Annotated in this window: 12 protein-coding genes; 6 read left to right on the top strand and 6 right to left on the bottom strand. The window is 41.5% G+C overall.

Features of this window, described 5'->3' with window-relative positions; all coding sequences use genetic code 11:
- Nucleotides 1–4 precede the first annotated feature (4 nt).
- The 5 genes from V7K21_RS25035 to V7K21_RS25015 form a co-directional block, all read right to left on the bottom strand.
- Nucleotides 5–130, bottom strand: coding sequence for a hypothetical protein (locus V7K21_RS25035; RefSeq protein ID WP_335178012.1), 126 nt, complete (start codon nt 128–130; stop codon nt 5–7).
- A 746-nt stretch (nt 131–876) separates the two neighbouring features.
- Nucleotides 877–1782 carry an ATP-grasp domain-containing protein gene (locus V7K21_RS25030; RefSeq protein WP_334795828.1) on the bottom strand — a complete coding sequence of 302 codons (906 nt, stop codon included), beginning with the start codon at nt 1780–1782 and terminating at the stop codon, nt 877–879.
- Nucleotides 1783–2039: 257 nt separating this feature from the next.
- Nucleotides 2040–2348: a hypothetical protein gene (locus V7K21_RS25025; RefSeq protein ID WP_335178010.1), complete on the bottom strand. Its 309-nt coding sequence runs from the start codon at nt 2346–2348 to the stop codon at nt 2040–2042.
- Between the two features lie 297 nt (nt 2349–2645).
- Nucleotides 2646–3875: a tetratricopeptide repeat protein gene (locus tag V7K21_RS25020; RefSeq protein WP_335178008.1), complete on the bottom strand. Its 1230-nt coding sequence runs from the start codon at nt 3873–3875 to the stop codon at nt 2646–2648.
- Between the two features lie 121 nt (nt 3876–3996).
- On the bottom strand, nt 3997–4470 hold the full coding sequence (locus V7K21_RS25015; RefSeq protein WP_335178006.1) for a hypothetical protein: 474 nt from the start codon (nt 4468–4470) through the stop codon (nt 3997–3999).
- Nucleotides 4471–4504: 34 nt separating this feature from the next.
- Here V7K21_RS25015 and V7K21_RS25010 point away from each other — a divergent pair, with 34 nt between their 5' ends.
- From V7K21_RS25010 to V7K21_RS24985, 6 genes are all read left to right on the top strand, one after another.
- The gene (locus tag V7K21_RS25010; RefSeq protein ID WP_335178004.1) at nt 4505–4708 is read left to right on the top strand and encodes a hypothetical protein; all 204 of its coding nucleotides are present in this window, start codon (nt 4505–4507) and stop codon (nt 4706–4708) included.
- A 32-nt stretch (nt 4709–4740) separates the two neighbouring features.
- Nucleotides 4741–5637, top strand: coding sequence for a YihY/virulence factor BrkB family protein (locus V7K21_RS25005; RefSeq protein WP_335178002.1), 897 nt, complete (start codon nt 4741–4743; stop codon nt 5635–5637).
- A gap of 94 nt (nt 5638–5731) precedes the next feature.
- On the top strand, nt 5732–6238 hold the full coding sequence (locus V7K21_RS25000; RefSeq protein ID WP_335178000.1) for a DUF4112 domain-containing protein: 507 nt from the start codon (nt 5732–5734) through the stop codon (nt 6236–6238).
- A gap of 19 nt (nt 6239–6257) precedes the next feature.
- On the top strand, nt 6258–7190 hold the full coding sequence (locus V7K21_RS24995) for an alpha/beta fold hydrolase (protein WP_335177998.1): 933 nt from the start codon (nt 6258–6260) through the stop codon (nt 7188–7190).
- An 855-nt stretch (nt 7191–8045) separates the two neighbouring features.
- Nucleotides 8046–8225 (top strand): hypothetical protein, encoded by a 180-nt coding sequence (locus V7K21_RS24990; protein ID WP_335177996.1) that lies wholly within the window; start codon nt 8046–8048, stop codon nt 8223–8225.
- A 101-nt stretch (nt 8226–8326) separates the two neighbouring features.
- Entirely contained in the window at nt 8327–8992 is a 666-nt protein-coding gene (locus V7K21_RS24985) for a class I SAM-dependent methyltransferase (RefSeq protein WP_335177994.1), read from the top strand.
- Nucleotides 8993–9118: 126 nt separating this feature from the next.
- On the opposite strand, the gene V7K21_RS24980 is transcribed toward V7K21_RS24985, so the two are convergent.
- Nucleotides 9119–10876: a fasciclin domain-containing protein gene (locus V7K21_RS24980; protein WP_335177992.1), complete on the bottom strand. Its 1758-nt coding sequence runs from the start codon at nt 10874–10876 to the stop codon at nt 9119–9121.
- Nucleotides 10877–12206 lie beyond the last annotated feature (1330 nt).

Below are 12206 nucleotides of genomic sequence, written 5' to 3'. Positions count from 1 at the left end.
GTTACTAGGGCGCGATCGCTTCAATTCCAGAGATTTTGCTGGTGCTGGTGTTGTACACCGTAGTCGGAGTATCAGAGGATTGCCAGGGCAATTGGTGATGGTTAAACCAATAATTTACAGAAAATCCCATGACGGCAGCTATTAGTAATAATAAATATAATTCTTTTAACCCAACGTTATGGCTGAGTTTTCAGTCAAGCTGGATTGAGATAGATTCGAGTTTTCATCAACAGTGTGATGTCTCATAGAATACCTCCAACTTTATTGTTAGCAACATGGAAGAGGATTTTTATTAGTTGAAATCAAAAACCCTCGAACCGAATTACGTATTTGGTTCGGGGAGATTTTGCTATGTGGTGTTCCGAGGAGTTATTCACAATATCAGCTTAAAAATAGTTGTGCAAATATCAGAGAGAAATCGGATAAACAATCACAAGCCAAAACTAAAGCTGCTTCAGACGATAACCTAGTCTGTGAACTGTGTCAACAAAATCATCAGGAGCGCTAACTTCTCAGAGTTCATGACGTAAACTTTTAATATAAGATTTAACAGTTTCTTCACTGGGTGGGTCTTGCAATGACCAAACTCGCTCAAGAATTTAACTTTGACTCAGTACCCGGCGATCGCTAGAAACCAGCAGTTCCAACCGGGCATATTCTTTTGGAGTCACATGTAAAAGTTCGTCTGCATATGTAACTTCATAGGTGCTGTAATTTAAGCGCAGACTTACCCAACAAAGGTTAGCTTAAGTTGTTGCTAGGCTGCAACATTGCTCGAATCTGAGCCATTAGTTCCGGCATTTCAGAGGGTTTTGTTATATAGTCATCAGCCCCAGCATCCAAGCCAATAATTTTATCTGCAAGGCTGCTGCAAGCTTAGTTTACTAATAAAAGGTTAACTAAACTTTGAGTAATAGGAAATTTTGTTTGTTGCTCAAAGTGTAAAAACATCGGACTGGGATTTGCTTCTAAAAAGACATACTCACCAGTTGGTTTTAAACGCCAGTCTATCGCCGTCCACTCTAACATCAAGGCTTTGCTAATGGCTAAACATTGTTGTTGAACTAAGTCAGGCAGTTCCACCGGAATTAACTGTGCTTTTTCATCTTCTCGAAAGTCTAGAGAATTACTGCGAATCTCCGCAGTATAAATGTCTTTTCCTATTACATAGCTGCGGATGTTAGTGCCAGGAATATACTCTTGGAATGTTACCGGAGAAAGTCGTAATACCAAATTTAGCCGATGGGGTTCTAAATGAAAGTCACTCACAAACTGAGTATGTGTCCCACCGTAGACTGGCTTAAAAATTGTCTTTGGTTGGATTTTACAGAATTCAATTACTTGTTGTGGGTTGTTGCTGATTAATGTCGCTGGAATTTCAACGCCCAGAAGCTTAACTTGACTCAGTTGCAAGGGTTTTTCTTTGTGAAACTGGTAAGCTTGCCAAGAATTGACCCATCTGACTGGTTTAGCTTGAAGCAGTGTCCGCAGTACACTCATTGCATCACTAAAAGCAATTGTCTGCTGACCCTCTGGTAAATTAGGAATGTAAGGAGCAGAGAAATTCCGCCAAAAAACACTCTTGATATCTTGCAAATTTAACTGATGTCCCCCTGGTAGAACCAAGCAGCCAGCTTGAATATCAGGTTGCCAAGAAATTTGTACCTGAGTTGGGAATAAACGAGTATCCAAGTAATTTACTGCTGTACCTGCTTTTGTCAGCGCATCTCTCATGTGTAAAGCATGAGCATCAAAAGAATTACCTAATACGAGAATATTCATCCTTATATGAAATATTGATAGTTAAATACATAAACTAGTAGATTACAAGTAACAACCAGCTGCCTCTTGATGAAATAATTGGCTAAGTAGGTGGACATAATTAAACGTACAATTATAATCTTTGAAACTTTCTCAGCAAGAAACTTTGTCCACTCTGCCCTCAATTAGAACTGCCAACTGAGCCTCCTACTTAGCACAAAAAATTGATCACAGTATATTATCTTTCAAATGGAAACATAATCATCAAGAAAGAAAGTTTAGTAGTGGCACAGACCACCGCCTTCTTCTGCTGCCTCACCCTTCTGGACAGTAATGTGATAAGTAGTAGCCACATGTCCGCCACCACCTTCTTCTGCTGCTTCACCTACTTTCGCAGTAATGTACTGAGTTGTAGCCACATGGCCGCCACCTTCTTCTGCTGCCTCACCCACCTGAGCAGTAACGTACTGAGTTGTAGCTTGTAATCCTCCTGTAATCTTTTCAGCTGACTCATCTGTCAATGGCTCTAAAAAATCTAGCTCAATTGCTTCTAGGTCAGATATTTCTAGTTCAAAGGGATGTTTCATATAATTCACCGAAATTTTCCCAGATAAATGTATTCTACGGTACTATATCATAGTCAGAAGTATAAACATTTTCGTCCCCTTGGAATCTAGTTCTAAAGTGGGAGCAGTGAACCAAAGTGATGTACTAAAAATTCTGGGTATAAATCACCTATTTAGTAGTGCGTAGGCAAGCCAGTACGGTCTTCTCCCAAAGGGAGAGGCTAGTACCAAGGGGGTTTCCTCATGAGCAACTGGCTGGCGACTAGAAGTCGCCAGGATTAGATGAATTGAGACTTTCCAAACATCCTCTAATATTGGTTACAAATTTGCTTTCGAGATTTTTTCAATTTGCCCAGTAAAGTATGCTTCTTGATGTTTGAGTTGGTGCGCTAGTTCTAACCCTTTTTGAAAAGCTGTTACTGCTTGAGGAAACTCTTTGCGTTCTAGATACAATTGTCCAATTTGGTCATAAGCTTGCATCAACCCGTAATAGTTGGCGGCTTGCGCCTGTATCTGCACAAGAATTTCACTAGCCTGCAAAGCCTCGTCTGTTTGTCCTTGAGAACGATACAGCGCAATTAATTTTTGCAAAGCTTCACCAGCACGAACGTACTCCTGTAATTGCCAAGCAGTAGTATAAGCTTCTTGATAATTTTTAAAAGCTTCTAACAGTAAGTTAGGATCTTTCTTTGCTAGAGATTCGTAATCTGAAGCGATCGCTAGCTTTAATTCTGGTATTTCAGTAAGATTATTTTCATTGACGTAAATTTCTGCTAATTTATTAAGTACATTCAATGACTGCTGTGGTTGGTTTGTCTGCTCGTAAATCTCAGCCAGCCGTTGCAGATATGTTAGCTCGTTTACACGGTCGCCAACAGAAGTAGCTAAACCCAACAATTCCTCGTAGATTGGCGCAGCTTTGCGATAATCAAACCAACTCAAATTTAGTTCCCCAATTGTCTTGAGGATTTCTACTAAGGCTGTTGTATTTTTTTGCTGTCGCACCACTAGCAAAACTTGGTCGTAAGCTTCTAGGGCTAGTTTTGGCGATCGCACATTTTGGTAAGCTTGCCCTAGCGATCGCCACAATTCTAGATCAATTTGGGCAGTTTTTTTCTGAGATTGTACCTGCTTTTGAATTGCTTGCAATCGCTGCGTAATATATTGTACTTCTTGGCTGTCGTTTTGCTTCCAGGCGATCGCCCCGACTCGTGATAGTGCTTGCACCTCTAGTGATGAACCTAAAAAGCGCCGCAAGCGCAGTTCCCGGTTCCAAATTTCAAACGCCGCCACTTGATCCCCTGCTTGCAGTTTCGCTGCTGCTTCTTGGTTTAAGGCATCCAGCGCTGGTTCTAACTTTTGCTGTTCTTCGAGAGTTAACGGCTGTTTATCCTTGGGCAAACGTGGTAACAGCGGATCGGGTGTGGTAATTTCTAGGGGACTAGGAGGAAATTTATCCGGTGGTTTGGGCTTTTTACTCTCTGCCAGCGTCAAGGAGCTACTAAAAAGTGTAGCAGCAGTAACAATCACAATTAAGCGCTTGAGCATGGGTACTTTACCTTCCCTTGAGTTAGTTGCATGAGATAATTGGTAATTATCACCATGCCCTATTATTTACTAACTATTCCCCAGCTTTACAAGGTTGGGTTGAGGTACGAAGAGTTAGAAGTTAGGAGTTTTTTCCCTTCTCTTCCTCTTTTGATGCTCGTTCGCGTGTCAAGCTATCAATAGCATCACCCAAAGCAGTAGTAAGGCTATTGCGGGTTTGGGCGTGGTTATCCTGCTCAGTTTTCAAAGCTTGCAAGAGGCGTGAGCGTTCTTTAATCACGGCGATGAGTTGAGCTTGCAAGTCCTCCACAGATTTTAATTGTTTTATTTCTTCTTGGATCGCTGTTACTGGTGTCCCAGCAGCCAGTGTCTTGACCTCAAGACCCTGGAGTTTATGCAGGTCTGCCTTAAGGGATGCGATCACCTGTTGGGACAGTTGGGCATCTGTGCGGCGTTGTTCTGCTTCTGTGTTGTAAAGCTGACGCCATTTTTGGGCACTTTCCCAAGCAGCATCGCGATCGCCCTGAAGTCCCGCCATCTGCTCTTTGAGTACCTGGATTTCTGTCAACCACTGTTGTGTTAAATCTTGATTCATAAATAAATAGTTATTAGTCAATGGTTATTAGTCAATGGTTATTAGTCAAGAGTCATTAGTCAAGAACTCTCCTCCTACTCCCCTGGTTACTGAGCGCAGTCGTAAAGCCTGCGGCATAGCTACGCTTAGGGCGCAGCCTCTCCAAGAGTTGTATGCTCCTCTACTCTCCCACTCCCGACTCGGTATTCTTGCGGTAAAAAGTGTAGATGCGATCGCTACGCAAAATTTGGGAAAGTAGTTAATAAAGGCAACCACTTTTAACTCTAAATCATGTCAAAGCCTCGTTTTATCCGCTTCTTTCGTCACCTTAATTGGCACACGCTCAAAAAAACTTTTGCGAGGACAACCGAAAGACGACTTTTGGGACTTGCCTCGGAAATCGCCTTCAATGCCATGCTATCGCTGTTTCCAGCAATTCTGGCTCTGATCACAGCCATTGGCTTATTGGCAGAATCTTTGCAAGCCACCTTTAACAAACTGGCGAATCAACTTAGTCAAGTCTTACCTGAACAAGCCTTGGATCTGATTCGTGATTTTGCTACCACAGAAATTACCAACTCCAAAAACAGCAGTTTATTTTCTCTGAGCTTTGTATTAGCAATTTGGACTGCTTCTGGGGCAGTGAGTACCGCTATGACAGCTCTCGACCAAATCCATCAAATTCCTCCAGAAAACATTCGTCCCTTTTGGAAAGCCAAGCTCGTCTCTCTGGGATTAACAGTCGGTACTATGTTGCTTTTAGTATTGGCTTCTTTCTTAGTGTTTACCAGCGACTGGCTATTGGCAATGGCAGTACGCGGAAATGGTTCTTTGATCTTCTTGTTGCATCTTTGGCAGCTGTTACGTTGGCCTTTAGCTTTAAGTATTGTTGCTGTCGCCTTTGGCTTTGTCTATCGCTATGGCCCAAGCCAGTGGAACTCAGGCACGCCAATGATGCCTGGAGCAATTTTAGCAGCTGTTTTTTGGGCAATTTTGTCAGCCCTATTTCGGCTTTATGTGGCGAATTTTGGCAATTATAATAAAGTCTATGGTGCAGTAGGGGCTGTGATAGTTTTAATGCTCTGGCTGTCGATGAGCGCTGCTGTTCTGTTAATCGGCGATCAGTTGAACGTGACTGTCGGCGAAGATATGCGCCCAAAAGCACAGTCAGAATCCCCCGAAAAATAGAAAATATAGCTGAAATCTCTGAGGAAATTTTTGCCAAAGCTCAGTAGAAGAGTAAAATACCTAACGATTCAATCCAAAGCTAGCGATCGCCTTTATGTCTGAATCTCCTCCTCGGTTTTCGATGATTGAACCTGATGCCAAAGCACCCACTTTGAAGCGCTTGCGTCAGTTAAGTCGGCTGATGGATAATGTTATTACCATTCCTGGTACGAAAATTGGTTTTGGTCTAGATCCAATTTTAGGACTTATACCTATTGGTGGTGATTTTTTGGGAGTCATGTTTTCTAGCTACATCATCCTAGAAGCAGCGCGGCTGGGTGTATCTAGAGCCACTTTAGGCAAAATGGTTTTGAATGTGATCATTGATGGCTTGATAGGTGCTGTCCCAGTTTTGGGAGACTTTTTTGATTTTGCCTGGACAGCTAACAGCTATAATATCAAGCTCTTGGAAGAGTACTTAAAGTTTCCTAGCCAGCAAAAGAGTGCAGACAGGTGGTTTATCTTTGCCGTTTTGGCTGGATTGTTGCTAATCTCTATTGTTTTAGTGGCATTACCAGTAATACTAATTAGAATATTGTGGAACGCCTTAACTGGCGGTTAAATTATTTATTGATAAAGGAATGAAAGATTGGTGGCAAGCTACTTTTCCTGAAGGGCGGCAAAGTCTAGTTATTACTGATGCTAAAGGGTATCCTGTACAAATTGCTTATGGCGAAAAAGGTAAAGGGAAACCGCTAATTTTATTACATGGTATGGGTAGTTGGAGCTATAATTGGCGGCACAGTATAGCACCATTATCGGAATATTTTCGGGTAATCTGTTTTGATGCCAAAAATTTTGGTTTTTCCGAAAAACCATTGTCTCGTAGAGAACACAACAGTCATCAAATTCTTGAGTTTAAAAGAATTATTCAGGCATTATGTGATGAACCCGCAGTGATTGTAGCTGAATCTCTGGGGGGATTAGTTGCCCTTGCCCTTGCTCAAGAACATCCGCAGTTAATCGGGCAGCTTGTAGTAGTAAACGTACCTATTTTTACCGAACATCTACCCCATTGGGCTATGTTGTTACTTGCCCAAATGCCTCTGGAAATAATGCAAACAATTGACTCCTTACGGCTGGCATATTTGTTTGCACCTCTATTTAGAGAAATTATGGCAATAGAAAGACGTGGGGTATTATTCGATCCATCAATTTTGACACAGGAAGATGTCTATTGGATAACTTACCCGTTTATTGAACTGCCAGGTACGGTTGCGAAAGTTGCTGAAGAGTTACAAATAGCAGCGCAAGAAATTGAGAATTGGCAAGCAAATAAGCCCAATATGCTCACCCAAATTCAAAATAATCTGAGTTCAATTAAGTGTCCTACACTAGTTTTGTGGGGTGATCAAGATAGTTGGTTTCCTGCTAGTCATGGTGAAAAATTGCATCAGCATATTCCCAATTCCAAATTACAAATTTTGTCTAACTGCTGTCATGATGCCTCAACTGGTGCTTTTGAGGTGTTGAATGCAGCGATTCTTGAGTTTTTACGGGATAGTGATTTATAAAAATAATTTATGTTCTAATTGAGTTGATGGTTGTTTTTTTGATTGGCATATTTGAGAGCGATGCCAGCAGCAGTCACTGAGCTTGCGTTGCCCCAAGCTATGCCGTAGGCTTTACGGTATAGCTTGCCTTAGGGCGCAGCCTCTCTAAGAATTGGGTCGAAGTGCGGGCTATGCCTACGTTAAATAAAAAGAAGAGTGGGAGGAAGCATATCAGTCAGCTTTCAAACTCCCACTCTGCCATTTGCCGCTGAAGTGAACAGGAATGTATATAGACGTTGCCCGTTATTTGGGGGCTAATGCGTACTTCAACAACGCCCATACATATTTAATATTCCTGTTGCAGCAAATGCCAAACCTGATTATTGATATTTACCTGCTGAGAAAAATCCTCTGCAAATAATTGGTAGAAATAGTTTTTTATTTTTGTAAATCACTTAGTAGATAGTGTTTTACAAAAGTAATTTTTACGTGGTAGTCCCTGATAATAAAACCCTTGAAGTCGTTTATCTTTATACAATTTAACTTCGCTAATCAGAATCTGGTTGCCATTTTGGCAGGTTTTTAAATTTCCTAATTGGTCATAAGGAACAACCCGGTTACAAAGTCCCGAATTAGCGATCGCATGGGTACGCAGACGTGTAGAAAGTCGCGGTCACAACATCCCTGAAGATAATATTCGCCGTCGCTACGAAGGAGGAAGAAAGAACTTAATTGAATTATACTTACTCTTGTGCGATCGCTGGATTGTTTACGATAACTCTAATCCAATTTTGCAGATAATAGCTGAACGTCCTTTAAATCAAGAGCCTATAATTTATCAACCCCAACTATAGAGCCAAATCACTAGTAATACTTATGAATAAGCCAATTCCTGAAAAATTATTTAGCCAAATCGACGCAGGGGTTAAACTCGCTATGAAGAAAGCGATTGAAAGACACTGCAAATTAGGAGAATCTATTCGCATTTGGCAAGATGGACAAGTTGTTACATTAACCGCCGAGCAAATTCCTCCTCTTGATTCAACGTGTAAATAGACCTAGACGAAGACGACAAAGATTAAGCTCATTAGGGATTTCTGATTAACAACTCTTAAGCGATAGTATAACTGTAGATTATTTCAATTCTCTGATCTCCCATGCCAAAACAGTCTATAGGTCTTGATAACCAACTCTATAATTACCTTTTATCCGTTTCGCTGCGGGAACCGGAGATTCTTTTGAAGTTGCGCCAAGAAACCGCCAGCCATCCCCGAAGTGTAATGCAGATTTCACCAGAACAAGGGCAGTTTATGAGACTACTGGTACAGCTGATCGGAGCCAATAAAACCCTGGAAGTTGGTGTATTTACAGGTTATAGCTCACTCTCAGTTGCCTTAGCCCTTCCTGAAGACGGCAAGATTATCGCTGCTGATGTGAGTGAAGAATTTACTGCGATCGCCCGCCGATATTGGCAAGAAGCCGGAGTTGCTGATAAAATCGATCTGCGATTGGCACCAGCTTTGGAAACTTTAGATGCATTGTTGGCATCCGGGCAAGCCGAGACATTTGATTTTGCCTTTATTGATGCTGATAAAGAAAATTATGATGGATATTATGAGCGATCGCTGCAATTGGTGCGTCCAGGTGGATTGATTGCTATTGATAATGTTTTATGGTCAGGACAAGTTGCTGACCCGCAAAATCAAGATGAAAGCACCCAAGCTCTCCGGGCGCTCAACGAAAAGTTACATCATGATGAACGGGTTACCCTCTCCCTTGTCCCCATCGCCGATGGACTTACTTTAGCAATCAAGCGACCTTAATACAACATGAGTTTGATGAACCTCTGCTGGACTTGAACTGGAAAGTGCGGGTCTCTTTACTATCAAAGAATGATTAATAAAAGCCTGAAACAATAGTATGCATTGCTCATGCATACTATTGTTTACTTAGAAGTTATAGCCAACTCCTAATTGTAGTCCGACATCAGTGTCATCCAAAAAAGCAGCATTTACACCACCTGTTAGCGTAAGTTTAGAACCGAGAGGAATGTCTACACCACCAGTTAACAGTAATCCAATATCAGTATCAGCGTTAGCTTCAATTGCTATGCCAGCACCTATGTAAGGAGATATAGCAAAGGTTCTTTCACCCACCGAACCTGCTCTGCGGGGAGAAAAATCCAAAGTTACAGGAACCAGAAATACTGTATCGTCCCCAAATATCACTGATGGTCGCACTGATAGAAAGTTTGTCAGACCAAGTTTGCTGATTACTGTAAAGTTAGTATCGCTCAGAGCTGTATCGTTGCCGCCCAAACCAATGTTACCACCAACCCCGATGTAGCTTCTGCCACCACGAGTAGCTCTACCTACCGTAGGTGTCCCATTTGTGCTTCCTGTTGGTGGCTGATTTAACTTACTAATGTTAACATCCGGCGGGATCAGGACTTGGTTGACTGCATGGATAATACCATTGCTAGCTTTCACATCCGCCTGGATAACTCTGGCATTATTCACCTCGACTTGATTATTAGCGCGATCAATTTTAATATTTACAGGTCTTCCTTCATCGGTTGCCAGTTTTCCAGGCGAGAATTGACTAGCAGTTACTGCACCAGGAAGCACATGATATCTCAAAATCTTAATCAATGCTTCTCTGTTTTCTGGTTGCTGTAACTGTTGTAAGGTAGCAGCAGGTAAAGCCGCAAATGCTTCATCAGTAGGAGCGAAGACTGTATAAGGGCCTGGCTGTTGAAGAATATCAGTTAAACCAGCTGTCTTTAATAAAGAAGTCAGAGTTGTCAAAGAACTACTGGATGCAGCAAGAGAAACAATATCGGTACCTCTTTGAGTTCCACCGACAATATACTGAGTAGCTGGAAGATTGCTAGCAATAGGTTGTACCCTTCCCTGTTTAGCCAAAGCTTGATATAAGATTGCCGCAGCTTCTGCACGAGTCAGGGACTGTTGCGGATTGAGTTGTTTTACATCTGGATAATTAACTACAATATTAGATTGTGTTGCTGCTGTCACACTATTTACAGCGTAGTTCGGGATACTTGAGGCGTCATTGTAATAGGTGCTGAGGTCACTACTTGTTCCAGTGCTGCTAGGAGTTAAACCTAAACCACTCGCTAAGGCAACAATCCCCTGCACTCTAGGAATTTCTTGATTTGGTCTAAACACATTCCCAGGATAACCTGCCAGAAATCCAGTTTCATAGGCGCTCTGAATTGCAGAAGCCGCCCAATAGTTAGCAGGAACATCACTAAATCCACCTGGGTTTAATTGCCGAACTCGGTTTTGGTTACCGAAAGCTTTTTGAATTAAAGCGGCAAATTCAGCACGAGTCACAGCTTGATTCGGCCTAAAGGTGCCATCAGGAAAGCCAGCAATCACGTTATTGTCAGCTAGGGCTTGAATGAAGGGACGCGCCCAATAATCTGAGGAAACATCAGACAAGTTAACTGTTGAAGTAGGTGATGGTGTTGTAAGCGATGGTGTCGCAGGCGATGGTGTTGCAGGCGATGGAGTATCGAGCGATGGTGTCGCAGGCGATGGTGTGTCAGGTGATGGTGTCGTAGATGGAACAGTATTTTGAGATGAAGCTGGAGTAGAAATTACGATGGGAGCTATTATAGCAGATGTCATTCCTAGAACTAGTAAAGCAACCCTTGCTGATGACCAACGAAACAAACTAGACATGGAAATATCCTCTTTTCAAATTCTTGGATTGACTATTGGAAAATACTGGATACAAGGTTAAGTTAATACAAATATCGAGATGATTGTTTGGTTTGCCTCGATATGGAAACCACAAATACAACCGTTAACTCTGGAAAATTTAAATGTTGGGCATTATAAGTAGCTGCTCTGACATCTGATCAAATTTATCCAAATGTTCACCACACATAGTATAGGATTCCTATTTGATTTTTAAAGAACCGCAGATAACACTAATAAGGATAAACAGGCATACTGTGGTAATATGGTATGTTGCAACAATCAAGATAAAGAGTGCAAGTAGGCGATTTTATAAGTTATAAAATCGCAGTCAAGCACTAGTAAAATTGGCTTTTAATAGCCGTCTCTTTATGATTGCCCAGGGGGGTTAATGCCGTCAAGCCTAATGTATCATGATCTTTAGCAAGATTAAAGAAATAAAATGTGTTTTGGTAATAAGCTGTATTTTTACATCTTTGATAAAAATTATACAACTAACTAAGGGCTGGATTCCGAGGAAAAACTTTCACTCTTTAGATAGTTGTCTGTAATGGGCAATTTTAAGATCCTAAACCGGAAATTAGTGATCGCAATCAAAAGTTTCGAGCATGATTGCGCCAAGATTTTTGGCTAGGAATTATTTTTTTGCAAAAGACACTTTTATGAAAATAAACCCACAGATAAACTAGGATTTTCGCAAGATGTCTAATCTACATCAATTTTGCTCATAACTATAACTCCTTTGCCATTGCCTGGATTTCTACTGGTCTTGTAGCCCCAACCTTGAGCAATTTCGTAATTAACATTAGAATTTCATTGCTCAATTAGATGATAAATGTAGAGTATCCCATAGTGCCTGAAATTCATCTGTATCAACTTGTTGAGTATCTTCAGCACAGCTACAGTTTTCCTCAAGCTGCGCCAATAGATTCCAAAAAAGTTGTTATGAGCGCGCCGGGAGTAGTTCCTCCAGCTTGGAACAAAGGTTGTAAAGACAACAATAGTCCTCCTTGCTCACCATTTGGCTGATAAAAGCCACACACCACATTCAAGCAAGGTTTGCCTGTATTCTAGGTAATGATCGCAGAGTAAGTTTCACCTCCGAAAGGAGAGCCATCTTCATGGGCAATATCTTCCACCATTAGGCTGAATATAACTAAATATATCCACCTTTAATCCTCGTTGATCCACCTTTAATACTCGTGAACGAGTCTTTGATCCTCGTTGATCCACCTTTAATACTCGTGAACGAGTCTTTGATCCTCGTTGATCCACCTTTAATACTCGTGAACGAGTCTTTGATCCTCGTTGA

It is taken from the genome of Nostoc sp. (genome assembly GCF_036919595.1).
GTDB lineage: Bacteria > Cyanobacteriota > Cyanobacteriia > Cyanobacteriales > Nostocaceae > Nostoc.
The sequence above is the reverse complement of the archived record's forward strand: the minus strand, read 5'-3'. Positions and strand labels throughout refer to the sequence as shown.